This is a genomic window from Microbispora sp. NPDC088329, from assembly GCF_040685655.1.
In the GTDB taxonomy this organism is placed as follows: Bacteria; Actinomycetota; Actinomycetes; order Streptosporangiales; family Streptosporangiaceae; genus Microbispora.
Genome location: NZ_JBFBIP010000034.1, coordinates 22,946 through 49,647, shown reverse-complemented (window position 1 = coordinate 49,647; position 26,702 = coordinate 22,946). Strand labels below are relative to the sequence as shown.

Annotated in this window: 27 protein-coding genes and 1 pseudogene; 13 read left to right on the top strand and 15 right to left on the bottom strand. The window is 73.1% G+C overall.

Annotated features, from left to right (window positions below):
* Positions 1 to 377: 377 nt before the first annotated feature.
* The 3 genes from AB0O28_RS37570 (at position 378) to AB0O28_RS37560 (ending at position 2,551) form a co-directional block, all read left to right on the top strand.
* Positions 378 to 722, top strand: coding sequence for an SPW repeat protein (locus tag AB0O28_RS37570; protein WP_363647376.1), 345 nt, complete (start codon positions 378 to 380; stop codon positions 720 to 722).
* Positions 723 to 1,008: 286 nt separating this feature from the next.
* Entirely contained in the window at positions 1,009 to 1,365 is a 357-nt protein-coding gene (locus AB0O28_RS37565) for a bifunctional 3-phenylpropionate/cinnamic acid dioxygenase ferredoxin subunit (RefSeq protein ID WP_363647374.1), read from the top strand.
* Between the two features lie 7 nt (positions 1,366 to 1,372).
* The gene (locus tag AB0O28_RS37560) at positions 1,373 to 2,551 is read left to right on the top strand and encodes an FAD-dependent oxidoreductase (RefSeq protein WP_363647372.1); all 1,179 of its coding nucleotides are present in this window, start codon (positions 1,373 to 1,375) and stop codon (positions 2,549 to 2,551) included.
* A 25-nt stretch (positions 2,552 to 2,576) separates the two neighbouring features.
* Here AB0O28_RS37560 and AB0O28_RS37555 read toward each other — a convergent pair whose 3' ends face one another.
* On the bottom strand, positions 2,577 to 3,419 hold the full coding sequence (locus tag AB0O28_RS37555) for an IclR family transcriptional regulator (RefSeq protein ID WP_363647370.1): 843 nt from the start codon (positions 3,417 to 3,419) through the stop codon (positions 2,577 to 2,579).
* Between the two features lie 29 nt (positions 3,420 to 3,448).
* Here AB0O28_RS37555 and betA point away from each other — a divergent pair, with 29 nt between their 5' ends.
* Positions 3,449 to 5,083, top strand: coding sequence for a choline dehydrogenase (gene betA / locus AB0O28_RS37550; RefSeq protein WP_363647368.1), 1,635 nt, complete (start codon positions 3,449 to 3,451; stop codon positions 5,081 to 5,083).
* 1 nt (position 5,084) lies between these two features.
* Positions 5,085 to 5,697 (top strand): annotated as a pseudogene (locus tag AB0O28_RS37545) (aldehyde dehydrogenase family protein); the annotation flags it as partial.
* Between the two features lie 117 nt (positions 5,698 to 5,814).
* Here AB0O28_RS37545 and AB0O28_RS37540 read toward each other — a convergent pair.
* Positions 5,815 to 6,678 carry an alpha/beta fold hydrolase gene (locus AB0O28_RS37540; protein WP_363647367.1) on the bottom strand — a complete coding sequence of 288 codons (864 nt, stop codon included), beginning with the start codon at positions 6,676 to 6,678 and terminating at the stop codon, positions 5,815 to 5,817.
* 61 nt (positions 6,679 to 6,739) lie between these two features.
* On the opposite strand from AB0O28_RS37540, the gene AB0O28_RS37535 reads away from it, so the two are divergent.
* The 4 genes from AB0O28_RS37535 (at position 6,740) to AB0O28_RS37520 (ending at position 10,083) form a co-directional block, all read left to right on the top strand.
* Entirely contained in the window at positions 6,740 to 7,201 is a 462-nt protein-coding gene (locus tag AB0O28_RS37535) for a MarR family transcriptional regulator (protein ID WP_363647366.1), read from the top strand.
* Positions 7,202 to 7,227: 26 nt separating this feature from the next.
* Positions 7,228 to 7,941, top strand: coding sequence for a Mut7-C RNAse domain-containing protein (locus AB0O28_RS37530; RefSeq protein WP_363647365.1), 714 nt, complete (start codon positions 7,228 to 7,230; stop codon positions 7,939 to 7,941).
* A 33-nt stretch (positions 7,942 to 7,974) separates the two neighbouring features.
* The gene (locus AB0O28_RS37525) at positions 7,975 to 8,895 is read left to right on the top strand and encodes a MerR family transcriptional regulator (protein ID WP_363647363.1); all 921 of its coding nucleotides are present in this window, start codon (positions 7,975 to 7,977) and stop codon (positions 8,893 to 8,895) included.
* A gap of 66 nt (positions 8,896 to 8,961) precedes the next feature.
* Complete coding sequence (locus tag AB0O28_RS37520) at positions 8,962 to 10,083, top strand: DUF6461 domain-containing protein (protein WP_363647361.1); 1,122 nt, start codon at positions 8,962 to 8,964, stop codon at positions 10,081 to 10,083.
* 15 nt (positions 10,084 to 10,098) lie between these two features.
* On the opposite strand, the gene AB0O28_RS37515 is transcribed toward AB0O28_RS37520, so the two are convergent.
* Positions 10,099 to 10,737 carry a hypothetical protein gene (locus AB0O28_RS37515; RefSeq protein WP_363647359.1) on the bottom strand — a complete coding sequence of 213 codons (639 nt, stop codon included), beginning with the start codon at positions 10,735 to 10,737 and terminating at the stop codon, positions 10,099 to 10,101.
* A 120-nt stretch (positions 10,738 to 10,857) separates the two neighbouring features.
* Here AB0O28_RS37515 and AB0O28_RS37510 point away from each other — a divergent pair, with 120 nt between their 5' ends.
* Positions 10,858 to 13,380: a LuxR C-terminal-related transcriptional regulator gene (locus tag AB0O28_RS37510; protein WP_363647357.1), complete on the top strand. Its 2,523-nt coding sequence runs from the start codon at positions 10,858 to 10,860 to the stop codon at positions 13,378 to 13,380.
* A 9-nt stretch (positions 13,381 to 13,389) separates the two neighbouring features.
* Here AB0O28_RS37510 and AB0O28_RS37505 read toward each other — a convergent pair whose 3' ends face one another.
* The 11 genes from AB0O28_RS37505 to AB0O28_RS37455 all read right to left on the bottom strand — a co-directional run bounded on the left by AB0O28_RS37505 (position 13,390) and on the right by AB0O28_RS37455 (position 23,778).
* Positions 13,390 to 13,821 (bottom strand): hypothetical protein, encoded by a 432-nt coding sequence (locus AB0O28_RS37505; protein WP_363647355.1) that lies wholly within the window; start codon positions 13,819 to 13,821, stop codon positions 13,390 to 13,392.
* Positions 13,814 to 14,083: a hypothetical protein gene (locus tag AB0O28_RS37500; protein ID WP_363647353.1), complete on the bottom strand. Its 270-nt coding sequence runs from the start codon at positions 14,081 to 14,083 to the stop codon at positions 13,814 to 13,816. Before AB0O28_RS37500 ends, AB0O28_RS37505 begins: the two co-directional genes overlap by 8 nt.
* A 111-nt stretch (positions 14,084 to 14,194) precedes the next feature.
* Complete coding sequence (locus AB0O28_RS37495) at positions 14,195 to 15,154, bottom strand: UDP-glucuronic acid decarboxylase family protein (protein WP_363647351.1); 960 nt, start codon at positions 15,152 to 15,154, stop codon at positions 14,195 to 14,197.
* A complete protein-coding gene (locus AB0O28_RS37490) occupies positions 15,151 to 16,098 on the bottom strand; it encodes a glycosyltransferase family 9 protein (RefSeq protein ID WP_363647349.1) in 948 nt (315 codons plus the stop codon). The genes AB0O28_RS37495 and AB0O28_RS37490 overlap by 4 nt, the downstream gene beginning before the upstream one ends.
* The gene (locus AB0O28_RS37485; RefSeq protein WP_363647347.1) at positions 16,089 to 16,769 is read right to left on the bottom strand and encodes an SDR family oxidoreductase; all 681 of its coding nucleotides are present in this window, start codon (positions 16,767 to 16,769) and stop codon (positions 16,089 to 16,091) included. The genes AB0O28_RS37490 and AB0O28_RS37485 overlap by 10 nt, the downstream gene beginning before the upstream one ends.
* Positions 16,770 to 16,813: 44 nt before the next feature.
* Positions 16,814 to 18,211, bottom strand: a complete 1,398-nt coding sequence (locus AB0O28_RS37480; protein WP_363647346.1) for a PfkB family carbohydrate kinase — start codon at positions 18,209 to 18,211, stop codon at positions 16,814 to 16,816.
* The gene (locus AB0O28_RS37475) at positions 18,208 to 18,759 is read right to left on the bottom strand and encodes an SIS domain-containing protein (protein ID WP_363647345.1); all 552 of its coding nucleotides are present in this window, start codon (positions 18,757 to 18,759) and stop codon (positions 18,208 to 18,210) included. Before AB0O28_RS37475 ends, AB0O28_RS37480 begins: the two co-directional genes overlap by 4 nt.
* Before the next feature lie 3 nt (positions 18,760 to 18,762).
* Positions 18,763 to 19,956, bottom strand: coding sequence for a glycosyltransferase (locus tag AB0O28_RS37470; protein ID WP_363647344.1), 1,194 nt, complete (start codon positions 19,954 to 19,956; stop codon positions 18,763 to 18,765).
* Complete coding sequence (locus tag AB0O28_RS37465) at positions 19,956 to 21,017, bottom strand: glycosyltransferase family 9 protein (RefSeq protein WP_363647343.1); 1,062 nt, start codon at positions 21,015 to 21,017, stop codon at positions 19,956 to 19,958. The genes AB0O28_RS37470 and AB0O28_RS37465 overlap by 1 nt, the downstream gene beginning before the upstream one ends.
* Positions 21,014 to 22,129, bottom strand: a complete 1,116-nt coding sequence (locus AB0O28_RS37460; RefSeq protein WP_363647342.1) for a glycosyltransferase — start codon at positions 22,127 to 22,129, stop codon at positions 21,014 to 21,016. The genes AB0O28_RS37465 and AB0O28_RS37460 overlap by 4 nt, the downstream gene beginning before the upstream one ends.
* A gap of 8 nt (positions 22,130 to 22,137) precedes the next feature.
* Positions 22,138 to 23,778, bottom strand: a complete 1,641-nt coding sequence (locus tag AB0O28_RS37455; protein ID WP_363647341.1) for a carbamoyltransferase C-terminal domain-containing protein — start codon at positions 23,776 to 23,778, stop codon at positions 22,138 to 22,140.
* A 186-nt stretch (positions 23,779 to 23,964) separates the two neighbouring features.
* On the opposite strand from AB0O28_RS37455, the gene AB0O28_RS37450 reads away from it, so the two are divergent.
* Both AB0O28_RS37450 and AB0O28_RS37445 read left to right on the top strand, forming a co-directional pair.
* Positions 23,965 to 24,543 (top strand): HAD family hydrolase, encoded by a 579-nt coding sequence (locus tag AB0O28_RS37450; RefSeq protein ID WP_363647340.1) that lies wholly within the window; start codon positions 23,965 to 23,967, stop codon positions 24,541 to 24,543.
* Between the two features lie 76 nt (positions 24,544 to 24,619).
* Positions 24,620 to 25,573 carry a glycosyltransferase gene (locus tag AB0O28_RS37445; RefSeq protein WP_363647339.1) on the top strand — a complete coding sequence of 318 codons (954 nt, stop codon included), beginning with the start codon at positions 24,620 to 24,622 and terminating at the stop codon, positions 25,571 to 25,573.
* 203 nt (positions 25,574 to 25,776) lie between these two features.
* Here the strand turns inward: AB0O28_RS37445 and AB0O28_RS37440 are convergent, their stop codons facing one another.
* Positions 25,777 to 25,929 (bottom strand): hypothetical protein, encoded by a 153-nt coding sequence (locus AB0O28_RS37440; protein WP_363647338.1) that lies wholly within the window; start codon positions 25,927 to 25,929, stop codon positions 25,777 to 25,779.
* Between the two features lie 223 nt (positions 25,930 to 26,152).
* Between AB0O28_RS37440 and AB0O28_RS37435 the strand changes: the two genes are divergently transcribed.
* Entirely contained in the window at positions 26,153 to 26,701 is a 549-nt protein-coding gene (locus tag AB0O28_RS37435) for a nuclear transport factor 2 family protein (protein WP_363647337.1), read from the top strand.
* Position 26,702 lies beyond the last annotated feature (1 nt).

The window sequence follows — 26,702 nt, the reverse complement described above, 5'->3', positions numbered from 1 at the left end:
CCGACCTCGCCCTGCGCACCCCGGTCGACGTCGCCGCCGGCGAGTACCACTCCACCCTGACCCTCTCGCTGTTCAACCAGACCTGACCCGAAGGCGGGACACCACCGCTGTGAACGTCCGGACCGTGTGCGTATCCGGCCCACGGTCCGGCGTCGCCGCCGGAGCCGCCTCCGTCGTTCCCGTGAGGTCTCGATCCCGCGGCGGTCACCGCGCCGCGGACACGGTCTCCGGCCGGATGCGGGTCCAGAACGTATTCGTGCCGCGTACCGGACAAGGTGACTCAGGGTTAGGAAATCCTGACGTAGCGGATCGTTGACCGGGCGGTCAATCAGGCAGACCGTCGGGTCATAGGTCACCTCTCCCGTACGGAGGCACGGATGGATCTCACGAGATCGTTGTCCGACATCGTCGCCCTCGTCGCCGGTCTGGTCGCGGTGCTCGCGCCGTTCTTCTGGGCCGACGCCCAGGGGGCCACGCAGCCACTGCTCGTCCTCGGCGCCCTGCTCGTCGTCTCCGCCCTGTGGTCCATCCTGGGTGCGGGCGGCGCCAGCTCGTGGGTGACCGCGGCGTTCGGCGCCCTGCTGTTCGTCTCCCCCTGGGCGTTCGGCTTCGACGGCGACGCCGCCTCGGCGTGGACCGCCTGGATCACCGGCGCCGTCACCGTCGTCGTCGGCCTGCTGACCGTCCTGCAGGTGCGCGGCCGGACGACCGTCGCCACCTGACCCCACCGGCCCTCGGCCACCCGCTCCGACCCGCGCCCCACCTACCGCGTGCGGCCCCGCCGCCCGTCGCCTCTCCCGGCGACCGGCGGCGGGGCCGTACGCGTTTCCGGCCCTTCCGGTTCTCCCTGGTCAGCAGGGCGTGGACAGGGGGCCTCGCCTGCGCCCGGACCAGAGTCGCGCCTATCACCCCTTAGGCGATATGTCGCCCCTTGACTTCGGCGCGATCTCCGCTCAATCTGTTGCGCATAGCGCTTCCTGTTCCACTTTATGAAACTGGAACCTTCGGATGATTCCTGCGTGTCCCCTCGCCGCCCTGCCCAGGGGCGAGGCCCTCCGAATCGAGACAGATCCCCCGATCGCCGTCTTCCACACCGAGGACGGCGAACTGTACGCGGTGGACGACACCTGCACGCACCAGGACGCGTCGCTGGCGGACGGGTGGCTGGAAGGGTGCGAGGTGGAGTGCCCCCTGCACGCGTCGCGCTTCGACCTGCGCACGGGCCGGGTGGACGCTCCCCCCGCGAAGCTGCCGGTGCGCACCCACCAGGTGGTGGTCCAGGACGAGACCGTCTACGTCGTGCCGTCGGAGCTGCCGCCGAACCTCCCGCCCGGCGTCCGCACCGGGTCGGCCTGGACGTCGTGAGGGTGCCGTGAAATCCGTCGTCATCGTCGGCGCGTCGCTCGCCGGGCTGTCGGCGGCCCGCGCGCTGCGCGCCCAGGGGTTCGGCGGGCACCTGACGATCGTCGGGGCGGAAACGCACCGCCCCTACGACCGGCCCCCGCTGTCGAAGGAGTTCCTCGCGGGCCAGATGACGACGGCCGACCTCGCGCTGGAGGCCGACGGCGAGGACCTCGACGCCGAGTGGCGCCTGGGCGTCGCCGCCACCGCACTGGAACAGGGCGAACCGCTGCGGATCACGCTCGCCGACGGCTCCGTGGTCGAGGCCGACGGCGTGGTGATCGCCACCGGTGCGATCGCCCGCACCCTCGGGACCGGTATTGGGGACAGCCTCGCCGGGGTCCACACGGTGCGCACGATCGAGGACGCGTCGGCCCTACGGGCCGATCTCGACGCCGCGCGGCGGCTCGTGGTGATCGGGGCGGGCTTCATCGGCGCCGAGGTCGCCTGCGTCGCCCGCACGCTCGGCCTCGACGTGACGATCGTCGAGGCGGCGCCCACGCCGTTCGCCCGCGCGCTCGGGCCCGAGATGGGCGCCGCGCTCGCCGGGCTGCACGAGGACCACGGGGTGCGCCTGATCTGCGGCGCCGCCGTACGCGCCCTGACCGGAGACGGCCGCGTCGACGGAGTGCTGCTGGAGGACGAGCGCCGCCTGGACGCCGACGTGGTGCTCGTCGCCATCGGCGCGCGGCCGGCGGTGGACTGGCTCGACGGCAGCGGGGTGAGGCTCGGCGACGGCGTCGTCTGCGACAGCGACGGTGCGACGAGCGTGCCGGGAGTCGTCGCGGTCGGCGACTGCGCCGCCTGGTTCGACCCCGCCCTCGGCGTCCACCTGCGCGTGGAGCACTGGACGGGCGCGGCCCGGCGTCCGGCGACGGCCGCGCGGACGCTGCTGTCCGGCGGCGCCGCCGTACCGGACGGCCTCGCACCGCCCTACCTGTGGTCCGACCAGTACGGCATGCGCGTGCAGTTCGCCGGGCACACGCTGCCGGGAGACGAGGTGAGCGTCGAGGAGGGCGACCTCGCGTCACGCCGCTTCCTGGCCGTCTATCGCCGGGAGGGCCGGACTGTCGCGGTGCTCGGTATCGATCAGCCGCGCTCGTTCACCCGGTGGCGCCGCCGCGTGAACGAGCCCGCCGGCGCGCGATGAGCGCCGTCGCGTCCCGTAGCCCCGGTCATCCCGCGTGGCCGAGACGGTGACTGATGTCGTCGGCGCCCGCGACGAGCACGGGCGCGAGCTCGCGCATGCGCTCCTCACTGAAGCGGTAGGCCGGTCCGGAGGCGCTGACGGCGGCCACCACCTCGCCCTCGTACGAGCGGATGGGCGCGGCGATGGCGTTCAGCCCGATCTCGTACTCCTCCACCGTGACCGCGAAGCCCCGTCGCGCCGCCTCGTCGAGCTGCCTGCGCAGTTCATCGGCGTCGGTCACGGTGGCGGGCGTGAACCGCTCCAGCCCGGCGGCGGCGATGAGCCGTTCCCTGTGCCGCTCGTCGAGATGGGCGAGGAGCACCTTGCCGCTGGACGTGGCGTGCAGGGGGGTGGGCTGGCCGACCCAGTTGTGCGCGGTCACGGCCGCCCGGCCGCGCACCTGGTCGAGGTTGATCGCGTAGTGGGACCGTGCGACGGCGATGTTGACGGTCTCGCCGATCTCCTCGGCGAGACGCCGGCACACCGGGCGGCTCTGCTGGACGAGGTCGAGCCGCGCGGCCACTCCGGCGGCCAGCCGGACGACGCCGAAGCCGAGGCGATACTTGCCGCGGTCCTCCGCCTGCTCCGCGAGGCCGCGCGCCTCCAGGGCGCCGAGCAGCCGGAACGCGGTGGACTTGTGGACGCCGATCTCCGCGGCGACCTCGCTCACACCGGCCTCGCCCCGCTGGGAGAGGATCTCCAGGATCGTCACGGCCCGGTCCACCGACTGGACGCCGCCGCTGCCTTCTGGCCGCGCGGCGGTCTCGTCGGCCCCCGCCGACTCGGGGTCCGACCCATGACGTTGCGGATACCGCACTCGATTGCGCATATCAATATCATCCTGCCCGGGAGGCGGACATGTATGACTTTGTCATCGTCGGTGGTGGATCCTCGGGGAGCGCTCTCGCGAACCGGCTGTCGGCCGACCCCGCGAACCGCGTGCTCGTGCTGGAGGCGGGCCGTCCCGACTACCTGTGGGACGTGTTCATCCACATGCCGGCCGCACTGATGTTCCCGATCGGGAGCCGGTTCTACGACTGGAAGTACGAATCCGAGCCCGAGCCGCACATGCACGGGCGGCGGATCTACCACGCCCGGGGGAAGGTGCTCGGCGGGTCGAGCAGCATCAACGGCATGATCTTCCAGCGCGGCAACCCCATGGACTACGAGCGCTGGGGCGCCGATCCGGGCATGGAGACCTGGGGCTTCGCGCACTGCCTGCCGTACTTCAAGCGGATGGAGAACTGCCTGGCGGCCGACGACGCCGACCCCATGCGCGGGCACGACGGGCCGCTGGTGCTGGAGCGCGGCCCGGCCAGGAATCGGCTGTTCGGGGCCTTCTTCGAGGCCGTGCAGCAGGCGGGCTACCCGCTGACCGACGACGTGAACGGCTACCGCCAAGAGGGCTTCGCGCCGTTCGACCGCAACGTGCGGCGCGGGCGGCGCCTGTCGGCCGCCCGGGCGTACCTCCACCCGGTCATGGACCGCCCGAACCTGACGGTCAAGACGCGGGCCTTCGTCACGAAGATCCTGTTCGAGGGTAAGCGCGCGGTCGGCGTCGAGTTCGACGGCAAGCGGGTGCGGGCCGGCGAGGTCATCCTCTGCGGCGGCGCGATCAACTCCCCGCAGCTCCTGCAACTGTCCGGCGTGGGCGACGCCGACCACCTGAAGGCGCACGACGTCGACGTGGTCCACGACCTGCCCGGCGTCGGCGCGAACCTCCAGGACCACCTGGAGGTCTACGTCCAGTACGCCTGCAAGCAGCCGGTGTCGATGCAGCCCGCGATGAAGTGGCGCAACCGGCCGATGGTCGGCGCCCAGTGGCTGTTCCTGCGCTCGGGACCGGGCGCGACCAACCACTTCGAGGCCGGCGGCTTCGTGCGCGGCAACGACGACGTCGACTACCCCAACCTGATGTTCCACTTCCTGCCCGTCGCCGTGCGGTACGACGGCAGCGCGCCGGCCGGGGGCCACGGCTACCAGGTGCACATCGGGCCGATGTACTCCGACGCCCGCGGCACGGTGAAGATCAAGAGCGCCGACCCCCGGGTGAAGCCCGCGCTGCGGTTCAACTACCTGTCCACCGAGCAGGACCGCCGCGAGTGGGTCGAGGCCGTACGGGTGGCCCGCGGCATCCTCAACCAGCCCGCGCTGGACGCGTTCAACGGCGGCGAGCTGTCCCCGGGCCGGGAGGTCGAGACCGACGAGCAGATCCTCGACTGGGTGGCCAGGGACGGCGAGACCGCCCTGCACCCCTCCTGCACGGCGAAGATGGGCGTCGACGAGATGTCCGTGGTCGACCCGCTGACCATGGGGGTGCACGGACTCGAGGGCCTGCGGGTCGTCGACGCCTCGGTCATGCCGTACGTCACCAACGGCAACATCTACGCCCCGGTGATGATGGTCGCGGAGAAGGCGGCCGACCTGATCCTCGGCAACACTCCCCTGGCCCCCGAGCCGGTGGAGTTCTACCGGCACCGTAAGGACGCCTGAGATGAAGGACCTGTACATCGGCGGGCAGTGGCGCGACGCGGCCGAGGGCGGCCGGCGGGAGATCCGCTGCCCGGCCGACGAGGAGCACGTGGCCACCGTGGCGGAGGCCGGCCGCGCCGACACGGAGGCGGCGATCGCCGCGGCCCGCCGCGCCTTTGACGAGGGCCCGTGGCCGCGCACGCCCGAGCGCGAGCGCGGCGCGCTGCTGCTGCGCGTGGCCGCTCTGCTGGAGCGGGACAAGGCCGAGATCGCGCGGGCGGAGTCGCTGGACACCGGCAAACGCCTGGTGGAGAGCGAGTACGACGTCGACGACGTGGTCGCCTGTTTCCGCTATTTCGGCGGCATCGCCGGGACCGACGCCGGACGGGTGGTCGACACCGGCCGCGCCGACGCGATCAGCCGCGTGGTCTACGAGCCGGTCGGCGTGTGCGGTCTCATCACGCCGTGGAACTACCCGCTGCTGCAGGCCTCGTGGAAGGTCGCTCCCGCGCTGGCGGCCGGGAACACCTTCGTGCTCAAGCCGAGCGAGCTGACGCCGTCCACGGCGATCATGCTGATGCGGCTGCTGGAGGAGGCGGGGCTGCCCCAGGGCGCGGGCAATCTCTGGGGCGGGTTCAAGCAGTCCGGCGTCGGGCGGGAGCTCGGCCCGACCGGTCTCAACGAATACCGCGAGATCAAGCACATCTGGCAGAACACCGACCCCCGCCCGCAGCACTGGTTCCGTCCCTGAATCAGTCGTCCCGGCCGTGCGCGGCGAGGAACTCCCCGATGCGCGCGTCCATCTCGGGCGGCGCCGCGAGGGGAAGGGTGTGATGGGTGGCCCCAGGCAGCACGGCCGTCTCCACGCGGGGCAGGAGCGCCGCGGCGGAGGCGGCCACCCGGCCGATGTCGTGCGCTCTGCTGTGCTCGGCCAGGAGGAGCAGCACCGGAAGCCGCAGCGCGCGCAGTGTCTCCGGGCCGGGCCGCGGCCCGGTCAGGGGGCGGGCGGCCGGGAAATCGGCAGCGCGGTCGTAGAGGCGGAGCCATGTCTCGTCCAGCGGCGCGCCCCGGGTCTCCCAGTCGAGGAACGCGCGGCGTCGCCGTACGGTCGGGCGTAGCAGCATCGGCAGGGCGCGCAGCAGGTAGCGGCGGGAGAAGCCGGTGAAGCAGTTGGTCGGGTCGGCCAGCACCAGCGCCCTCACCCTGCCGGGCGCGTGCGCCGCGTAGTGCAGCGCGCTCCACGCCCCGTAGGAATGACCGCACAGGGAAACCGATGAGGCGCCGAGCCCGTCGAGCACGGCGTCGAGCCAGGCCGTCATGTCGTCGAGGGCGCGGATCGCGCGCTCGCCCGCGACGCTGCGGCCCGCCTCGCCGACGGTGTCGACCGCGTGCACCCGGTATCCCCCGCCGAGCGCCGTCGCCGTGGCGAACCAGACGGTCGAGGTGGTCCCGCCGCCGTGCAGGAGGACCACCGGCGGCGCGTCCGCGGGGCCGACGGAGTTGACGTGGGTCGTGCCGTAGGGCGTGTGGATCTCGGCCTGCTCTGTTGCGGCGGGCCAGCGCGCCGCCAGAACCGCGTCGTAGGCCGAGAGAAACGCGTCGTCGGTGCTCTCCACGACCGCCTCCAAAATAACTCGCTGAGCGATAATCTCGTTGAACGAGATAATAGGAGGTTCCATGTCGATCCGCGGGCACGAAGGCCCGGAGATGGAGATCTTCCATCTGCTGCGGGCGGTCGCGGTGGAGTACGGCCTGCGCCAGGCCGACTTCGCGGCCGGGCACGGCATGCACGTCACCGACGTGCGGGCGCTCATCTGCCTGCTGGACGCGGAGCGGGCCGGCACCGGCGCCACCGCGGGCTTCCTCGGCGCCGGCCTCGGCCTGAACTCGGCCGGCACCACGGCGGTGATCGACCGCCTCGAACGGCTCGGCCTGGTCAGCCGGGTCCGCGATGTCAAGGACCGGCGCCGGGTCCTGCTGAAAGTCGAGGATCGCGCCAAAGAGCTGGGGTGGAGCCACTTCGGCCCGCTCATCGACAGGACCGTCGGGGTTCTGTCCGGTTTCGACGAACGGCAGACGGCCGCCGTGCGGCTCTTCCTCACCACGGCGCTGGACGCGTTGACGGCGCGGGGCCGATGAGCCGGTGCGGGGAGCATGCTGGGGGCATGGAGGTGTCCGTACGCTTCGCGCCCGAGCTGTGGATCTTCCTCGCGCCGCGCAACCGGCGGCCCGAGGTGCGCCTGCCGTACGACGGGACGTCCTCGCTCGGCCACGTGATCGAGTCGGCCGGGGTTCCGCTGACCGAGGCCGGCGACCTGACCGCCGGGGGCCGTCCGGTCGTGCCGGCGTACCGGCCGGGCCCGGACGAGGTGGTGGAGGTGCGGCCGGTGCGCAGGCCGCAGACTGTGGCGGACTGCCGGTTCGTCCTCGACGTCCACCTGGGCACGCTGGCACGGCGGCTGCGCCTGGTCGGGCTGGACACGGCCTATCACAACGACATGGACGACGACGCCCTGATCGAGCAGGCCAACGCCGAGGACCGCGTGCTGCTCACCCAGGACCGCGGCATCCTGCGGCGCCGATCGCTGCGGCTCGGCGCGTACGTGCGCGGGGCCCGGCCCGACGACCAGTTCCTCGACGTGCTCGACCGCTTCCGGCCGCCGCTCGCCCCCTGGACCCGCTGCACGGCCTGCAACGGGCGGCTCGCGCAGGTCGGCAAGGCCGAGGTGGAGAATTCACTGGAGCCCGGCACCCGGCGCAGTTACGACGAGTTCGCCCGCTGCCTCGCCTGCGGCCGGGTCTACTGGCACGGCGCTCACGGCGGCAACCTGTCCGCCGTCGTCGACCGCGCCATCTCGTTCATCTCGCTCGCCACTTGAGTCTCCGCCAAGGGGAGACGAGAGGGTGGGGGCATGGACGGCACGCTCTACTCGATCGGCGAACTGGCCCGGCGTACCGGATTGACGGTCAAGGCGATCCGGTTCTACTCCGACCGCGGGATCGTGCCGCCGACCGGCCGCAGCCCGGCCGGCTACCGCCTCTACGACACCGGCGCCGTCGCCCGGCTGGACCTCGTACGAACACTGCGCGACCTGGGCGTCGGCCTTCCCGTCATCCGGAAGGTCGTGAACGAGGAGCTCTCGCTGACCCAGGTCGCGGCGGCGCACGCCGAGGCGCTCGCGGTGCAGATCCGGGTGCTGCGCCTGCGGCGCGCGGTGGCGACGGCGGTGGCGCGGCGCGGCTCCACCACGAAGGAGATGGATCTCATGCACAGACTTGCCCGGCTGTCCGAGGACGAGCGACGACGCCTGATCGACGGCTTCCTCGACACGGCCTTCGGCGGACTGGACGCCGACCTCGCGGGAATCAGGCGCACGATGACCCCCGAACTGCCGGACGACCCCGCGGACGAGCAGATCGACGCGTGGATCGAACTGGCCGAGCTGGCCGCCGATCCGGAGTTCGGCGCGCTCATGCGGCGCGTCGCGGAGCAGCATCTGGCCGACCGCGCTCCTCGCAGCGTCCCGCGCCCCCACGCGGTCGCGATCGTCCGCGATCAGGTCGCCCCCGCCCTCGCCGCGGGCGTCGACAGTGCCTCCCCGCGGGCCGGCGCGATCGTCGCCGCCGTCACCGCGCGATACGCCGGCCTCTGCGGCCGGCCGGACGACGCCGCTCTCCGCCACCGGCTGCTGACCCTGCTGGAGACCGCCCGCGACCCGCGCCGCCAGACGTACGTCCGGCTTCTCGCGGTGGTCAACGGCTGGCCGCCCCCGGACGACCCCACCCCCGCCCTCACCTGGTTCGCCGACGCCGTGCGCGCTCACGCTTCGTGAGACGCGCCCCCGTCCCTTCTGCAAAGATCACTCCGACTTGCCCCCGCGTGCTCCGGAGTGTCCGCCATGACCGATGGCCGCGCAGCCCCCGCTGAGATCTTCTCCCACTATCGGAAGCTGCTGCGCGAAGAGCCGTGGCTGGAGACGGCCGTGTGCTGGACGGTCGTCGTCCCGCACGACCACCGGCCGTTCTCCGTCGCCGACATCGGAGCCCGGGTGAGCGGCGGAAGCCCGCACGACGTGCACGGGGCCGCACCGCTGGAGGCGCTCCCCTACTACGACGGGGGCAATCCGATGTCGGCGGCGCCCGCGGGCCCGGCTGTGATGCTGTTCGAGAACAACGGCTTCCTGGGCAGCCTGCCCGAGGTCCTGCGCCGGCTCAGTCGTGACGGCCGGGTGTGCGGCGTCTACTGGAACGTGGAGGGGAACAACAAGCTCAGTTACGCGGCCGACGGACGGGTGCTGGTCTCCCTCGACGCGATGTTCAGCGAGGAGTGGGACGACGACGACTTCGCAGGACTGGAGCCGGAACTGCGCGTCATGACCGAACTGCTGGCCGGGGACGAGGACGACTGGCAGGCCGCCGCGATGACCGTGGTCGAGTTGGTGACGGGGGTGCGGCTCACCGGCGAATGGCTCGCCGGGGCGCATCCCTACCTCACCTTCCAGTGGCCCGTGGCGACGGAGCCGCCCTCACCCGAGGAACTCGCCGAATACCGGAACGACCCGGAGGTGACGCTGAGGGACGCGGTGCGGGCCGCGCCGCAGTCGCGGCAGTTCGCCGCTCTCGCGCACGTGGCAGAGCTGCTCGCCGACCGCTTCCGCCTTGGCGAGTTCCCCGTCGTACGGGACGTCCTGGCCGACCTCGCATCCGGGCGGTGCGCGCAGGAGGAGCGGGTCGTGGAGCTGCGTGAGCGGCTCATGGCGCCGTTGGCCCGGGAGTTCGACGACGGCGACGACAGCGATGACGACGCGGACGACATGTCGTTCGAGCAGGACCCGGCGTGGCAGCGGATGCAGGCGGGGATCGCCCTGCAGATCGCCGCACGCGGTCCGGAGGGCACCACCCCGGCGTTCGACCCGCTCATGGTGTTCGACGCCTACCACCACGCCGGTCTGGCCCTGGGCGACGACTGGCCGGCGGTCCGCGAGACCGTCCGTGCGATCCTGTCCGGCGCGGTCGCCTAACGGTGCCGTCCGTGGCTACGCCTCGTCGTCGGCGTCGTCGATCGGGCGGCCGAACGTGACCGCGTCGCGTACGGCAGCCGGCACGGTGGAGCGAAGAGGCGCGTCGGGGCGCAGGCCGAGCGCGTCGTTGACCGTCGAGAACGCCACGCGGAGCGCCACGAACACGGTGATCGCGAAGATCTGGGCATCGTCGAAACCGGCGTCGCGCAGCTCCTGCACATCCGCCGCGGTGGTGCCGTTGGGGTCGCGCGCCACCTTACGGGCCCACGCGGCCGTGGCCCGCTCGCTGTCGCTCAGGCCGTCGTCGACGCCTGCGAGCACCCCGGCGGCGGTCCGCGCGTCGCTCGCCTCGGCCAGCCTGCCTCCCCACACGAGTGAGCAGTAGGAGTCGCCGAAGGCCGACGCGCAGGCGGTGACGAGGACGGACCGCTGACGCAGGCTGAGGTGGTCCCCGGCGTTCACCTGCCGCAGCAGGGCGAACAGCCCGGTCACCGTCGCCGGATGATAGGCCCACAGGCGTGAGACGCCCATCACGTACCCCACCTCGGCGATGTCCTCGTCGAAGAGCCGCCGGGCCTCGGCGGTGACGTCGGGGACACCGAGGAAACCGATCCTGTCCGTGGTCGTCACTTCATCGATCGCCGGCTCGTTCACGCCACCAGCGTCGCCGTCCGCCGGCGCCGGGCCATCCGTGCGATGCACGGATCCTTCTACGGACGCGGTCTCCGTGCCGCTTCGTATCACCGAGCGCCCCTGCCGAAGGACAATGCCTGCATGAGGCACCATGAGGCCGGCCTGCCCGATCTGCTGGCCCGCGCCGGTGTCACCGAGCGCGAGGCCGAGATTCTCTGGGCGGTCGCCGAGCGGTTGCGCAACCGCGAGATCGCCGAGCGGCTGCACATCTCGGTGCGCACCGTGGAGAGTCACATCGCCGCCCTGCTGCGCAAGCTCGGCGCCCCGGACCGGGCGGCGCTGGCGGAGACCGGTATGCGACTGCGACGTGCCGACCGCGCGGGCACCGCTCTTCCCACGCCCCTGACCAGCCTCGTCGGCCGGACCGGCGAGACGAGCGAGCTCGTCGCGCTGCTCGGCTCCCATCGCCTGGTCACGCTCATCGGCCCGGGCGGCGTGGGCAAGACCCGGCTCGCGCTGCATGTGGCCACGGCCCACGCCGAGCGGTTCCCCGGCGGCGTACGGCTCGCCGATCTCGCTCCGGTGGAGCCGGAGTCGGTCGGCGACACCTTCGCGCGGGCCTTGGGCGTGGTGCCGGAGCCGGGATGGCCGCTCCGTGACATCCTGCGGGAGGTCGCCGCGGGAACGGACTGTCTGCTGCTCGCGGACAACTGTGAGCACGTCGTCGCGGAGGCCGCCGAGATCGTCGCCGACCTGCTCGGCGCCGGCGGGTCGCTGCGCGTGCTCGCCACCAGCCGCGAACCGCTCGGCATACCCGGCGAGGTCGCCTACCGGGTGCGGACGCTGCACCTGCCCGCCCCGGACGCGCCCGAGCGGGCCGAGGACATCGTGCCCTACGACGCCGTACGCCTGTTCGTCGACCGCGCGGCGGCCGCGTCGCCCGGCTTCGCCCTCACCGACGCCGTCGCCCCGGCCGTCGCGGCGCTGTGCCGGCGCCTCGACGGACTGCCCCTGGCGATCGAACTGGCCGCGTCCCGGCTGCGCACCTTCGGGCCGACCGAACTCGTGGAGCACCTCGACCGGCGCTTCGAGCTGCTGTCCGCCGGAGCCCGTACCGCCCCGCCGCGGCACCGCACCCTGCGCAGCACCATCGACTGGAGCTACCGGCTGCTGGACGGCGACGAGCGGGCCCTGTTCGACCGGCTCGGCGTGTTCCCCGCCGACTTCGACCTGGCGGCCATCGCGGCGACGTGCGACGCCGAGGATCTCCGTGGTGACGCCGTGATAGCGCTGCTGCCCAGGCTGGTGGACAAGTCGCTCGTCTCCCCCGTAGGGCACGGCACCCGGCGCTACCGGCTGCTCGAGACGATCCGGGCCTACGCCGCCCAACGGCTGACGGACTCCGGCGGCGAGCCGGCCGCCAGGCGCCGTCACGCCGCCCACTACCTCGCCTTCGCCGAGCAGGCGGCCGAGCGATTGCGCACCCCGGACCAGCGCGTCTGGCTCGACCGCATGACCACCGAGCACCCGAATCTGCGTGCCGCGCTGGCACACGGCATCAGCACCGGCGACGTCGAGTCCGCCTGGCGGATGATCGCCGCACTGCAGCGGTTCTGGGATGTCACCGGCCGGCGCCGCGAAGCCCACACGTGGGTCCGGCAGGCACTGGCCGTCGCCGACCCGCCCGCCACGCCCGCCGTCGTCGCCGGACTCGCCGAGGCCTGCCTGATCCTGGACTCCCGGGACGCGCGCGCCGCGTTCGGCCTGGCGCGCACCGCGGCGAGCCTGGCAGCCGGCCTCGACGATCTCACCCGGGCCAGGGCGGCACGCGCGGTCGGAATGAGCGCGGCCTGGATCCGGCCGGAGCTGGTCGCCCCGGCGTTGCAGGCGGCGCTCGCCGGGTTCGGCGACGACCACCCGTGGGACAGCGCGCTGACGATGCAGGGCCTCGCGATCACCACCGCCGACCTGGGCCGGGCGCTGCGATGGGGACGGGACAGCGCGGCGTTCTTCCGCAGGGCCGGCGACCAGATATGCGCGGCCAACACCCTGTATCTCATGGCCCAACGGTCGATATCCGCCGGCATCGCCGACGACGAGGTGCACGGATGGCTCACCGAGAGCCGCGCGCTGGCCGAGGCCGCCGGCAGCGAGGCGGACATGGCGCACGCGACGGTCGGCTTCGGGCAGCTGGCGTGGCTGCGCGGCGACCACGCCCGGGCCGCCGAGCTCATGGGCGAATGCCTGCCCATCCTGCGCCGGCTCGGCGACCGGCGCTGCACCGGCCGGGCGCTGTACATACTCGGTGAGCGGGCGCACGAGAAGCAGGAGCCGGCCCGTGCCGAAGAGCTGTTGCGCGCCGCCGTCGAGGCCGTCGCGCTCGCGGGTCAGTCGTTCGTGCTGGTGTCGGCGCTGGAGGCCCTGGCGGCCGTGTACGCCGCGCGGCACCGCCCCCGGAGCGCGGCCGTGCTTCTCGGCACCGCGCACCGCGCGCGCGAGACCGCCGGGGCGCACCTGCGGCCCATCCGTCCGCCCGACCCGGAGCTGCGCCACGCCCTCATACGGGCGCTGGGCGCCGAGTCCTTCGACAGCGCCCACAGCCGAGGCGAGCACCTGTCACCGGCCGAGGCACTGCGGCTCGTGCCGTCCGGCGAACCCGCCTGAACCGGCTGCTCACTCGTCGGGATCCGCGATCTCGATGACGTGCAGCGGGCTGTCCAGGCAGCGAGACGGGCGCTGCCATTTCCCGCCCTGCAGGGTGAGGATGGGACAGACCGCGACGTCGGCGATGGCGGCGGCGTGGGCGTCGTGGACATCGAGCCCGGTGACGGCCATCGTGTCCACGAGTTTGGCGGATTGGGCGATGCCGTCCAAAGGCGCGACGATGGCGTGCTCGAACGCGGCCAGACCGGCGAGCAGAGCCTGCGCCTCCGACAATCCACGACCGTCGAGGAGCGCTCCGGTAGCCGCCAGTGCCGGAACGATGAGCGGTTGACCGGCCCGGTCGAAGTCCTGGAGAAGCCCGATCAGATCGGCGTCGCCGCGGGCGACCTCGGCAAGAACACTGGTGTCGAGGATGTACGGCGTAGGGGTGAAGTCACTCACCTGACGCCGCCGTGAAGCCGTGCTCGGCCACTTGCCTGTTCACATGCCGCATCATGCGAGCCACCCGGGCGGGGTCGGCCTGCCGGGCGCGTTCTCGTAGCAGGGCCAGGGCGCGCTGGTCGGTGATGCGCTTCTCCGCGATGGCTTCGTTGAAGACGGCGGCCACGCTCGTGGCCTTGCCGGTCGCGACGAGATGCTCCGCGTACTCGAGAACGTCGGGATCGACGGTGATGGTTATCCGTGCCTTCCGGTCTCCGCTCATACCCGGGATCATACTCACGCCCCCCAGCCTCAGGGGTCACAACGCCGGCATCCGCGTGGGGCCCGCCGCGGCCTGCCGGAGGCCGTGGGCGGGCCCGATGGACGGGGGACGTCAGGAGGCGACCGAATAGGAGGTGAGCTCCTTCTCGAACCAGTCGATGGTGCGGCGCAGGCCGGTGACGGGGTCGACCCGGGGACGCCAGCCGAGCCGCTCCTCGGCGAGTGAGGTGTCGGGACGGCGCACGGCGGGGTCGTCCACGGGCCGCTCGACGTACCGGATCGCGGAGGACGAGCCCGCCAGGTCGCGGATCGTCTCCGCCAGCTCCGCCATCGACATCTCGGCCGGGTTGCCGATGTTCACCGGCCCGGCGAAGTCGCTCTCGGCGAGCGCGAGCACGCCGTCGATCGTGTCGTCGACGTAGCAGATCGACCGCGTCTGGCTGCCGTCGCCGGTCACGGTGATCGGCTCGCCGAGCAGCGCCTGACGGATGAAGGTGGGGATCGCCCGGCCGTCGTGGGGCCGCATCCGCGGGCCGTAGGTGTTGAAGATCCGCACGATCGCCGTGTCGGTCCCCCGCGCGTTGCGGTAGGCCGTGGTCAGCGACTCGGCGAACCGTTTGGCCTCGTCGTACACGCTGCGCGGCCCGACCGGGTTGACGTTGCCCCAGTACGTCTCCTTCTGCGGATGCTCCAACGGGTCGCCGTACACCTCACTGGTGGAGGCGAGGACGAGCCGCGCACCCTTCTCCGCGGCGAGCCCGAGCGCGTGCAGCGTGCCCATGCTGCCGACCTTCAGCGTCTCGATCGGATGGCGCAGATAGTCGGCGGGAGACGCGGCCGAGGCGAAGTGCAGCACCAGGTCGACCTGGCCCGGCACGTGGACGAACCCGGTGAGGTCGCAGTCCACGAGCCGGAACGCCGGCCTTCCGATCAGGTGCTCCACGTTGCGCGGCGACCCGGTGAGGAAGTTGTCCAGGCAGACGACCGCCGCACCGCGCTCCACCAACCGCTCACACAGGTAGGAGCCGAGGAACCCGGCTCCTCCGGTGACCACGACACGGGATCCCTTCACCGCACTCCCACTCCTCGCAACCTTCTGACCGCGTCGAGAACCTCCGGCACGCCGATTTCGAGCAGGCCCTCCGAGGGCCGGTCGCCGTGCGGATCGCCCCCGCGCCCCGCCCACAACGCGATGTGCGGGCGGCCCGGCGGCGGCCCCCACAGCGCGGGCGGCACCGGGCCGTACAAGATGACCGACGGAGCGCCGACGGCGACGGCCAGGTGCGACATGCCCGTGTCTCCGCAGACGACCAGCGCCGCGTGCGCGGTCAGCGCGGCCAGCTCGGGCAGGTTCGTACGGCCGGCCAGAACCGACTCCTCCGGCAGGCCGGCGAGCGCGGCGACGTGCCGGGCGAGCGCGATCTCGGTCACGCCGCCGGTGACGACGACCCGGTGGCCCTGCCGGGTCAGTTCGGCCGCCACCTGGGCGAAGCGGTCCGGCGGCCACTGCCGCGCCCGGAAGGCCGCCCCCGGGTGGATGATCACCTCTCCGCCGGGCAGCGGGCTCGGCCCCGGGTCGCCCAGCGCGAGATCATCGGGGTCGGCCGGGATGCCGTACCACTCCAGCAGTGAGCACCACCGCCGCCGCTCGTGCGTCTCCGGCTCCCAGGCCGGGCCGTCGGAGCCCGGCACGTTGGGGTGCGCGTGGGTGAGCAGGCGGCCCGGCCGGGTGCGGCGCAGCGCCTGGATGCTCTCCGGGCCGCTGCCGTGCAGGTTGACCGCGACGTCCGGCGACTCGTACGGCACCGGCCCGGGGCCGGACACGTCGAGCACCTCGTCGACGCCGCCGATCAACGGCAGCAGCCCGCCGAGATAGGCCGGAGTGGCCAGCACGAAACGGTGCCCGGGATACGCCCGCCGCAGCGCCCGCAGCGCGGGCACCGAGGCGAGCAGGTCGCCGAGCCCGAGCCCGCGCAGGGCGAGCAGGACCGGTCTTTGCGAATCTTCTACGGCCATGACGTCTCCGTGGAGGCGGCGACGACCAGCTCCCTGACCTCGCAGCCCTGCGGCTGGCCGAGCGCGAACAAAATCGCCGAGGCGACGTCCTCCGGCTGGTTCAGCCGAGCGTCGGGACCGGGCTTGTACTGGTCGGGACGGTCGTTGAAGAAGTTCGTCCGCATGCCGCCGGGAATCAGCAGCGTCACCCCCACCTGCCCGGCCAGCTCGGCCGCCAGCGCCCGGGTGAAGCCCACGACGCCGAACTTCGAGGCGCAGTACGCTGTCGCGTCGCTGAGCGCCCGCACCCCGAGCGTGGACGCGACCGTGACGACCTTGCCGCCGGACGAACGCAGGTGCGGCAGAGCCGCCCGGACCACCGCGGCGGTCCCGAGCAGGTTGACCGCGATCACCCGTTCCCACTGCTCGGCGGCCACGTCCTCCAGCCGTCCGCAGGCGTCGATGCCCGCCGCCGTCACGACGCCGTCGAGCCCGCCCGCGCGCTCGGCCAGCTCGCGCACGGCCCGCTCGGCCTGCTCACGATCGGCCAGGTCGGCCCGTACCCAGTCGAACCCGCCGTCCGGCTCGTCCACGTCGACGACCAGCGGCCGTCCGCCGGCCTTGGCGACCGCCATGGCCGTGGCCCGGCCGAGGCCGGACGCGCCACCGGTGATCAGTACGTTTCCCACCATTGTGGTTTCCCTTTCGACAGCAGGACCGCTACCCGCGGCGGACGTCACGAAGCGGCCTGCGCGGCGGCGATCAGGCCGGTGGTGGAGTAACCGGGCACGGTCGGCAGGATGACGACCTCCCCGCCGGCCCGGCGCACGGCCTCGGCCTCGGGCATCGACCGCGCGTCGTAGTCGCCGCCCTTCACCCACACGTCCGGGCACAGCCGTTCGATGACCTGCGACGGCGTGTGCTCGTCGAAGACCGTCACGGCGTCCACGCAGCCGAGCGCGCGCAGCACCTCGACCCGGTCGCGCTCGCTCACCAGCGGCCTGCTCGGTCCCTTGAGCCGCCGGATCGAGTCGTCGGAGTTCACGCAGACCACCAGAGCGTCGCCTAAGGCCCGGGCCCGCCGCAGCAAACTCACGTGCCCGGCGTGCAGCAGGTCGAAGCACCCGCCGGTCGCGATCAGGCGGCCCCCGGCGGCCCGTACGGCGGTGGCCACCTCGAAGGCGGACGCGCCGGGCGCGAACGGCACCGGCGACTCGGCGGCGGGACAGTGCCGGCCGGAATGATGCAGGCGCAGCGCGGCGGCCCCGCCCTCCTCAACGAACCGGGTGGCCTCGCCGACCGCGCGGGCGACGGCGTCCTCGGTGGACGCGCCGTCCGCCAGGGCGAGCGCCGCCGCCGCGGCGAAGCGGTCGCCCGCGCCGCACGCGTCCGTACCGGCCGCGACGTGCGGGACGGGGACCGGCCCGAACCTGCCGCCGCGGCGGGCCAGCACCGCCCCGCGCTGGCCCAGCGTGATCGCGACGGCCTCGGCGTCGAGGTCGCGCACCAGCCTGCGGGCGGTGCGCTCGGGCGAGACGTACGGCTCCTCGCACATGCCCCGGGCCTCCGCCTCGCTGGGCGTGACCAGCGCGCATCCCGGCACGGGCAGCGAACCGCGGGGATGGGGGTCCCAGACCAGCGGCACGTCGAGGCCGCGCAGCGATTCGCGCAGCAGATCGGTCACGCCCCGGCCGTAGTCGGCGACCAGGACCGCGCTCGCCGAGGCGAGGGCGTCGGCCGCGCGGGCGAAGGCCGAGGCGGAGGCCACCTGGCCTGGCCGTCCCATCGCCCGGCCGTCGCCGGTGTCGATCCTGACCAGCGTCTGCCCGCGGGCGCGCACCCGCGTCTTGCGCACGGTCGTGCCGCGCAGCGGCAGCCGCACGATCTCCACCGTGGGCGACAGCAGACCCTCCAGGCAGCGGCCGGAGGGGTCGTCCCCCATTGCGGTGATCAGCACCACCCGCGTGCCGTCGCGGGCGGCCAGCAGCGCCGCGAGGCCCGCACCGCCCGGCCGGTGGTGCTCCGCCTGCCCGTCCACGACCGGGACGGGCGCGTCGGGGGCGAGCCGGTCGGCCGTGCCCTCGACGTCGGCGTCGAGCAGGGAGTCTCCGACGATGACGAGTGGTCCGCTCACGCGACAGCCTTCTCGATCACGTCACAGAGCATGTGGATCACCGTGAGGTGCACCTCCTGGATGGTCGCGGTGTCGTCCGCGGGCACGGTCAGGGCCTCGTCGCACAGCTCGGCGAGCGGGTTCGGCCCGGGGCCGGTCAGCGCCCAGGTCGTCAGGCCGCACTCGCGTCCCGCCTCGGCCGCCTCGGTGACGTTGCGGCTCTTCCCGCTGGTGGACAGGCAGATCAGCACGTCGCCGGGGCGGCCGTGCGCCCGCACCTGCCGCGCGTACAGCTCGGTCAGGCCGAAGTCGTTGCAGATCGCGGTCAGGGACGAGGTGTCGCCGTGCAGCGGGATCGCGGCGTACGGCCGCCGGTCGGCGCGGTAGCGGCCGACCAGTTCGGCGGTCAGATGCTGCGCCTCGGCGGCGGAGCCGCCGTTGCCGCACGCGAGCAGCCGCCCGCCGCCGTGCAGCACGGCCGCGAGCTTGTAACCCCAGGCGTAGATCTTGGGTGTTTCCGGGTCCACCGCCGTCAGCGCGGTGCTCAGCCGGGCCAGATGAGGATGCATCGCTCAGCCTCCCGCGGCGGCGAGGGTGCGAAGGCACCCGCCGGCCAGGTTTCGGTAGACGGACTCGGTCTGCTCGGCGATCCTGGGCCAGCCGTAGCGGGCACGGGCCCGCCGGCCTCCGGCGGCCGACAGCGCCGCCCGCAGGCCGGGCCGGGCCAGCAGGTCGCCGAGCGCGCGGGACAGTGCACGCGGCCGCCGGGGCGGCACGAGCACGCCGCATCCCGCGACGGTGTCGAGGTGACCGCCGACCGCCGAGGCGATCACCGGCACCCCGCAGGCCAGGGCCTCCAGGGGCACCATGCCGAACGGCTCGTACCACGGGACGGTCACCAGGACGTCGGCGGAGCGCATGAGGGCGGGCACCTCGGCCCGGCGCACGCTGCCGATCAGCCGGACCCGGTCGCCGAGACCGAGGCCGTCGGCCAGCGCGCGCAGCCGTGTGCTCTCCTCGTCGCCCGGGTCGCCGCCCGCGATGACCAGTTCGGCGCCGGGCACCTGCCGCATGGCGCGGACGACGGTGTCCACTCCCTTGCGCGGCACCATGCGGCCGATGCTCAGCACGCGGGGCCCGTCGCCGCGCGGGGCGGCCGGGCCCGCAGGGCGGAACAGGTCCAGGTCGACGCCGCACGGCACGACCGTGATCCGGTCGCGCGGCACGCCCATCGCGACGAGCTCCCGGACCTCGTCCGAGCAGGTGGCGATGACCGCGACCGCCCGTCTGCCGATGTCGCGCTCGATCGTGATCCGGTTCGGCGGGCTGGTGTCGGCCTCGCCCTGCCAGCGCCGCTTCACCGTCCCGAGCGCGTGGTAGGTCTGCACGACCGGCACGTCCAGGTCCTCGGCCGCCGTCAGCGTGGCCAGCCCGCTCATCCAGAAGTGCGCGTGCGCCACGTCCGGCGGCTCGGCCTTCCACCGGCGGGCCAGGTGCGCCCCGAACTCCGGCATGTACGGCAGCAGCTCGTCCTTGGGCAGCGGCTCCGGCGGCCCCGCGGGCACGTGCTCGACGGTGACGCCGGGCGCCATGGGCACGGCGTCCGGCTGGCCCGGAGAGGTGCGGCGCGTGTGCACGACGACCTCGTTGCCCCGCTCGGCCAAGGCCAGCGCCAGCGCCGCGACGTGCACGTTCTGCCCGCCGGCGTCCACGCCGCCGAGGGTCGCCAGCGGGCTCGCGTGCTCCGACACCAGGGCGATCCTCATCACACCCCCTCCTTCACCGCATCGCCCCGCGTCGCCTCCGCCGTCCGTGTCAGCGCGGCCAGGCGCCGTACGGCGTCCACGACCTGCTCGCCGCTGGTCGAGGACAGGCACGGATGACCGGGTATCGGGCAGATCCGCGCCCTGCTTCCCCGGCAGGGGGAGCCCTGGTCGCCGAGGACCACCGCCGGCACGCCGTACGGGGCCCAGCGGGCGGCGGGCACGACCGGTGCGAACAGGCTGACCACGGGCGTGCCGACGGCCGCCGCGAGGTGGGCGGGGCCGGTGTTGGCGGCGACCACGGCCGACGCCCCGGCCAGCACGGCGGCGAGCTCGGCGAACGTGGTCGCCCCGCCGAGGTCGAGGGCGGGGCCGGAGACGATCGCGGTCAGCGCCCGCTCCCCCGGGCTGCCGGTGACGACGACCCGCTCACCGGCGGCCAGCAGCCCCTCGACCGCCTCCGCCCAGCGCTCGGCGGGCCAGGCCCTGGCCGGCGCGGTCGTGCCGGGATGCACCACCACATAACCGGGCGGGCCGGTGAGGTGCTCCACGTCCGGCAGCGGCCCGCGTACGGCGAGCCGCCCGTCGTCGCCCGGCGGCAGGTCGAAGCCGGCCGCGCGGGCCAGGCCGAGCATCCGCTCCGGCTCGGGGACGTCCACGCTCTCGTCCACGATGTGACGCACATCGAGCAGGGAGCCGGGGAAGTCCTCGCTGATCGCGGCGATCCGCGGCACTCCGGCCAGCCGCAGCAGCAGGGCCGTCGGCAACGCCGACTGATGGAAGGACGTGAAGATCACAGCCACGTCGGGTCCGATGGCGCGGACCCGCTCCACCAGGCGGGCCGCGTGCTCGGAGGTCATCGGCACCGGGTCGGGGTCGATCCACGGCGCGCGCCACTCCAGGACGCGGTCGACGCCGGGCAGCAGTTCGGCCGCCGCCCTGCCGTACGGGCCGGCGAGCATGACGACCTCCCGCGCCCCGGCGGCGACGGCGCGCACGGCCGGCCCCGCGAGCAGCACGTCGCCCGCGTTGTCGGGCCGCACCACCAGAGCGGTCCCGATCACGAGCGCCTCCCCGTCCGCACCCGCACCTCACCCCTCAGCCGATGCGCGCAGGCGGCCGGAGGGATGACCACGCTGGTCACGGCCATGCGGGCGATCTCCTCCGGTGTGCGCGGCCCGGGGGCGACGCGCGCCCAGGCGAACTCGGCGGTGAGGCCGAGCCAGGCGAGCCCGGCGACGCCCGCGGCGGCGGCCAGGCGCGCGTCGCGCCGCTTCGCCGGCAGCCGCGATCCGCGCAGGATCCGGGCCGCCGTGGCCCACCCGGTCCCGCCGCGGGCGTTTCCGCGCCGAAAGGCGGCGGCCCCGGCCAATGCGAGCGCGAGCAGGCCCGCGCCGGTGGTGAGGGCGTGCCGCTTGAGCCTGCCCGGGTGACCGCCGATGGCCGCCCGCCAGTCGCGGCCGTGCACGTGGCGCATGAGCGCGTCGGACGCGTTGCCGCGCTGGAAGCGCACGCTGGACCAGAAGCCGTCGTCGCGCACCGGATGGCGGGTCAGGCGCTCCCCCTTCACGAGCGAGAACCCGGCCTGCTCGACCCGCAGCGCGAGGTCGGCGTCCTCCCGGTACGCCCCGGGGAATCGCTCGTCGAACCCGCCGGTCGCCTCCAGGGCCGTCCTGCGGTAGGCCATGTCGGCGGTGATCCAGTCGGCGCCGGCCAGCCCGGCGGTGTTGCGCTCGGCGTCGGTCGGGCGGCGGCCCTCGGCGGAACCGGGCAGCGGCACCTCCAGGCGTCCCTGGCTTCCGCCGACGTTCTCGGGCAGGCGGGCGAGGTCCTCCGTCAGCGCGCGGACCCAGCCCGGGCCCGGCACCACGTCGTCGTCGAGGAACACCACCCACGGCGTCGTCGCGGCCCGCCATCCGGCGTTGCGGGCGGCGGCCGGGCCGCGCCCGCCCGATCTGAGCACGCGTACGCGCGGCGGCACTGTGAGCGCTTCCCGGTCCTCCCCCGGCCGGTCGTCCACCACGATCACCTCGGGACCGTGACCATGACCGGCCCCGACGGCGGCGAGCGTGGCGGCGAGGCTCGGCCGCCCGATCGTCGGGACGACGACCGTGACGGCCGGCCCCGTCTGTCTGTACGGCTCGCCCGTGGACGCCGTGTTCGTATCCCGGGTCATCTCAGTCGTCATCCGGCGAACACCGCCCCCCTGCGCACGACGTACGGACCGAGGACGAGCACGTCCACCGGGGCGGAGCCGAAGCACTCCAGGGCGTCACGGGGATCGTCCACCATCGGGCGGCCGGCCGTGTTGAGGCTCGTGTTGACCACCACGGGCAGCCCGGTGCGCGCCTCGAACTCCTCCAGCAGCCGGGCCAGCAGCGGATCTCGGCCGCGCTCGACGGTCTGGATCCTGGCCGTGCCGTCGACGTGCACGACCGCGGGGATCCGGTCGCGCCACTCCGGCCGCACGTCGTGGACGAACAGCATGTACGGGCTCGACGTCGGGCCCCTGCCGAAGATCATGGGGGCGCGTTCGGCCAGCACCATCGGGGCGATGGGGCGGAACTGCTCGCGGCCCTTCACGTCGTTGAGCCGCTCGGTGTTGCGTGGGCTGCCGGGGTGGGCGAGCAGCGACCGGCGGCCGAGCGCGCGGGGGCCGTACTCGGCGCGTCCCTGGAACCAGGCGATCACGCGGTCGGCCGCGAGCTCGGCGGCGACGGTCGTGGCGAGGTCGGCCGGGCGCTCGTACGGCACGCGCGCCACGTCGAGCCAGGCGCCCAGCTCCTCGTCGGTCCAGCCCCGCCCGAGGTCGGCGCCGGGCATCGGCGCGACGGGGTCGCCGCCCGCCTGCGCGAGGTGCAGCGCTCCCCCGAGCGCGGTGCCGGAGTCGCCCGCCGCGGGCTGCACCCACACGTCCTCGAAGGGGCCCTCGGCGAAGAGCCGGCTGTTGGCCACGCAGTTGAGCGCCACTCCCCCGGCCATCGTGAGATAGCGGGCGCCGGTGCGCTCGTGCAGCCACCTGGCGAGGTCGAGCAGCACCTCCTCCAGCCGGACCTGCACGCTCGCCGCGAGGTCGGCGTGGTCGGCCGTCCACTTCTCGTCCTTGCCGAGCGCCTTGGCGTAGACGCTCCAGTCGATCGGCTCGACGCGGAAGCCGCCGTCACCTGTGGCGTAGATCAGCTCGCGCATCTCGCGCAGGAAGCGCGGCTCGCCGTAGGAGGCGAGGGCCATCACCTTGTACTCGTCGCTCGACCGGAGGAAGCCGAGGTGCTGGGTGAGGTCCTCGTACATCAGCCCGAGGGAGTGCGGCAGCGCCTGGCTCGCGAGGACGGTCAGCTCGCCGTCCCGGTAGTGCCCCGCCAGGTGCGAGACGGCCTCGCCGCGGCCGTCGCAGACCAGCACCGCCGACTCGCGGTAGGGCGCGGCCAGCCCGGCGGACGCCGCGTGCGCGATGTGGTGGGGGACGAAGCGCACCTGCGCGGGGTCGAGACCCGGCAGCGCGGTGGCGAGGAAGTTGGGGGCGCGGCGCGCGTAGGTGGTGCGCAGGTCCTCCCAGCCCCCGTCCTGCCCGGGCCCCGCGGGCACCACGAGCTCGGGGTCGTAGGAGTAGGCGACTCCGTCAAGGTCCTCCGGCCGCAGACCGGCCTGTTCGAGGCACCACGCGGCGGCCAGCTCGGGCAGCTCCCAGGCGGAGAACGGGACCGGGCGCTTGCCGTGCTTGCGACGGCTGAAGCGCTCTTCCTCGGCTGCGGCGATCACCTCACCATCCACGACCAGCGCAGCGGCTGGATCATGAAAAATCGCATTTATCCCCAAGAACCGCATCGGTTTCCCTCCGTGGCACAGTGGAGGTCTGGTTACCGAGAGAAGCGCTTCTAAACACTCCTTTGTAGAGAAGTCGACGTGAGTGGGGGATGCACTCAATTACTGCTACTCTGCGTAGTCATCGGCCGGTGTTTGCCGCTTTGTCCCGGGGGTAGCCCGGCGGGCGATTCGCACAGGAGGTCGCCCGTGCAAGATTCCGCTCGCAGGCCCGCCGCGGTGCTCTTCGACCGTGACGGAACACTCGTTTACGACGTCCCATACAACTCCGATCCTGATCGCGTCGAACCCGTCGCAGGAGCCCGGGAGGCTCTGGACCGGCTCCGCGCGGAGGGCGTCCCGATCGGAGTCGTGACCAACCAGTCGGGGGTGGCCAAGGGCCTGATCTCCCCGGAGGCCCTGCGGGCCGTGAACGACCGGGTGGAGGCCCTGCTCGGCCCGTTCGACGTGTGGGAGATCTGCCCGCACGACGACGGCGACGGCTGCGGCTGCCGCAAACCCGCGCCCGGCCTCGTGCTGCGCGCGGCCCGGCGGCTGGGCGTTCCTCCGGATGAGTGCGTCGTGATCGGCGACATCGGCCGCGACGTGGAGGCGGCCCGCGCCGCCGGCGCCCGGGGCGTTCTCGTGCCGACCCCGGAGACGCTGCTCGAGGAGATCGCCGCGGCCCCCGAGGTGGCGTCCGACCTCGCCGAGGCGATCGACCTGGTGCTTCCGGGAATTCAGCTGACAGCTGAGGATGAAGCGGGCACGACCAGGGCAGTGGGGTGACGCGCCACGACGGGGGAGGCGTGACAGGAGGCACGGTGTTCCGAGGTCTGCAGGACGACGGACGGGGAGCGATGCGATGAGGATCATGGTCTGGCATGTCCACGGTTCGTGGACCACGTCCTTCGTGCACGGGGAGCACGAGTATCTGGTGCCGCTCACCCCCGACCGCGGTCCCGACGGGCGGGGCCGGGCCGACACCTATCCCTGGCCCGCCAGTGCGCGGGAGGTCCCGTACGACCGGCTGGCGGGCGAGGACGTCGACGTGGTCGTCTACCAGCGGCCGCACGAGCTCGACCTGGCCCGCGAGTGGCTGGGGCGCGACGTGCCCGGCGTCTACGTCGAGCACAACACCCCGGCGGGGGACGTGCCCAAGAGCCGGCACCCGCTGGCCGACCGGGACGACATCCCGATCGTCCACGTCACCCACTTCAACGACCTGTTCTGGGACTCGGGCCGCGCCCCCACCCACGTGATCGAGCACGGGGTCGTCGACCCCGGCTACCTCTACACCGGCGAGCTGGCCCGCGCGGGAGTGGTCGTCAACGAGCCGATCAGGCGCTGGCGGGTGGCGGGCACCGACCTGCTGCCCACGTTCGCCGCGGCGGCCCCGCTCGACGTGTTCGGCATGAAGGTGACGAACCTGCCGTCCAAGCTCGGCCTGGACGGCCAGATGGAGGCGTTCGAGGACCTGCCGCAGACCGCCATGCACGCCGAGCTGGCCAAGCGGCGGGTGTACCTGCATCCCTACCGCTGGACCTCGCTCGGACTGTCGCTGATCGAGGCCATGATGATCGGCATGCCGATCGTCGCGCTCGCCACCACCGAGGCCGTGGAGGCGGTGCCGCCGGAGGCCGGGGTCGTCTCGACCAAGCTGCCCACGCTGCTGCGCGCCCTCGACCGGTTCGCCAACGAGCCCGAGCTCGCCGTCCAGGCGGGCAAGGCGGCCCGCGCGGCGGCGCTGGCCCACTACAACCTCGACCGCTTCCTCGCCGACTGGGACACGCTGCTCACCTCGATCGTCCGGGGATGACCTGTTCAGCCTGAGCCATCGCGACGACCTGGTTCGGTCGCCTCGGTGGCACTCGCCCGCTGGCGATACGCGAGCCCTGAAACCCGGCTTGACGACAGACCGGCAGCATATGGATACTGAGTGTGTCGCGCTCCCTGGAGTGCGGAAGTGGCGCCGGGAACCCCCCGATGGAATCGGGAGCCCGGCGCTCGCGCTATTTGGGATCAGATTCCTTCGGCTTCCAAAAACGTGATGCGCTCCCCGAAGAGCGCCAACCAGCGGTCTTCTCCGTCCAGCCATCCGGCGACGATTCCCGCGATCACGTCTGCTGCCCACAGCGCCGCATCGGAACTCGCTCGCGACCAAACAACCGCCATGTCACGTAAGAGGCGTCATAGCTGATCACTTACGCGTCCTTCGATCTTCCCCGCGGGCGGGCACGTCGTTCGCTGTGATCCAAATCACAGGTGGGCCAAAGGAGCGGCCGATCACGCTCTCAGCAGCCGCGCTACTGATGTCTACTTGGGGAAGGCCTTACCCCTCGATGAGACCGGCAGGTCTTTCCTGCGGGAACACCTTGCAGGGCGGCAGGGGGGAGCCATGCCCGATTCCCGGGAGATCCATGACGCTTTCGCGGAGGCACTCTGCACGCACGACAAGAGGAGTCTTCTGGACTGCTTCCACCCGGACGCCGTCATCGTGACGCCCGCCGGGATGGTCGAGGGGCACGAACAGATCGAGTGGTATTTCGGCCAGTTCTTCTCCACCGTGCCCGACCTGACGACCGAGGTCACCACGATGCGGGTCCGCGGTGACACCATCGCCGTCGAATGGGTCACGTCGGGGAGCCAGGCGGGAGTGATGCTGCTCCCGGACGGCACCGAGATCCCCGGCACCGGCCGCCCCGTCTCCTGGACGGGGTGCGGGATGTGGACGGTGGAAGACGGCAGGTTCGCCAGCGGGCGCATCTACTACGACCAGTTGCGTGCTTACATGTCGTTGGGCTGCCGGCTCGCACAGACCGTGCCCGGCCCCGCCGCCGCCCCCGTCCACGCGGCCAGCCCTGATCGGGAGGCCGAACCCGTGCCTGCCGCCGAGTCGCGCTCCGGATCCGTCCGCCGGCTTCTCCGCAGACTCACCGGCCGGTGAC

What these genes read in the sequence shown, in the direction of transcription:
- betA (WP_363647368.1), top strand. Translation starts at nt 3,449, where the DNA reads ATGTATGACTTTGTCATCGTCGGTGGTGGATCCTCGGGGAGCGCTCTC.
- AB0O28_RS37470 (WP_363647344.1), bottom strand. Translation starts at nt 19,956, where the DNA reads ATGAGGATCGCCCTGGTGTCGGAGCACGCGAGCCCGCTGGCGACCCTC.
- AB0O28_RS37490 (WP_363647349.1), bottom strand. Translation starts at nt 16,098, where the DNA reads ATGGCCGTAGAAGATTCGCAAAGACCGGTCCTGCTCGCCCTGCGCGGG.
- AB0O28_RS37510 (WP_363647357.1), top strand. Translation starts at nt 10,858, where the DNA reads ATGAGGCACCATGAGGCCGGCCTGCCCGATCTGCTGGCCCGCGCCGGT.
- AB0O28_RS37440 (WP_363647338.1), bottom strand. Translation starts at nt 25,929, where the DNA reads ATGGCGGTTGTTTGGTCGCGAGCGAGTTCCGATGCGGCGCTGTGGGCA.
- AB0O28_RS37485 (WP_363647347.1), bottom strand. Translation starts at nt 16,769, where the DNA reads ATGGTGGGAAACGTACTGATCACCGGTGGCGCGTCCGGCCTCGGCCGG.
- AB0O28_RS37460 (WP_363647342.1), bottom strand. Translation starts at nt 22,129, where the DNA reads ATGACCCGGGATACGAACACGGCGTCCACGGGCGAGCCGTACAGACAG.
- AB0O28_RS37570 (WP_363647376.1), top strand. Translation starts at nt 378, where the DNA reads ATGGATCTCACGAGATCGTTGTCCGACATCGTCGCCCTCGTCGCCGGT.
- AB0O28_RS37525 (WP_363647363.1), top strand. Translation starts at nt 7,975, where the DNA reads ATGGACGGCACGCTCTACTCGATCGGCGAACTGGCCCGGCGTACCGGA.
- AB0O28_RS37555 (WP_363647370.1), bottom strand. Translation starts at nt 3,419, where the DNA reads ATGCGCAATCGAGTGCGGTATCCGCAACGTCATGGGTCGGACCCCGAG.
- AB0O28_RS37475 (WP_363647345.1), bottom strand. Translation starts at nt 18,759, where the DNA reads ATGCATCCTCATCTGGCCCGGCTGAGCACCGCGCTGACGGCGGTGGAC.
- AB0O28_RS37535 (WP_363647366.1), top strand. Translation starts at nt 6,740, where the DNA reads ATGTCGATCCGCGGGCACGAAGGCCCGGAGATGGAGATCTTCCATCTG.
- AB0O28_RS37455 (WP_363647341.1), bottom strand. Translation starts at nt 23,778, where the DNA reads ATGCGGTTCTTGGGGATAAATGCGATTTTTCATGATCCAGCCGCTGCG.
- AB0O28_RS37500 (WP_363647353.1), bottom strand. Translation starts at nt 14,083, where the DNA reads ATGAGCGGAGACCGGAAGGCACGGATAACCATCACCGTCGATCCCGAC.
- AB0O28_RS37565 (WP_363647374.1), top strand. Translation starts at nt 1,009, where the DNA reads ATGATTCCTGCGTGTCCCCTCGCCGCCCTGCCCAGGGGCGAGGCCCTC.
- AB0O28_RS37520 (WP_363647361.1), top strand. Translation starts at nt 8,962, where the DNA reads ATGACCGATGGCCGCGCAGCCCCCGCTGAGATCTTCTCCCACTATCGG.
- AB0O28_RS37445 (WP_363647339.1), top strand. Translation starts at nt 24,620, where the DNA reads ATGAGGATCATGGTCTGGCATGTCCACGGTTCGTGGACCACGTCCTTC.
- AB0O28_RS37435 (WP_363647337.1), top strand. Translation starts at nt 26,153, where the DNA reads ATGCCCGATTCCCGGGAGATCCATGACGCTTTCGCGGAGGCACTCTGC.
- AB0O28_RS37530 (WP_363647365.1), top strand. Translation starts at nt 7,228, where the DNA reads ATGGAGGTGTCCGTACGCTTCGCGCCCGAGCTGTGGATCTTCCTCGCG.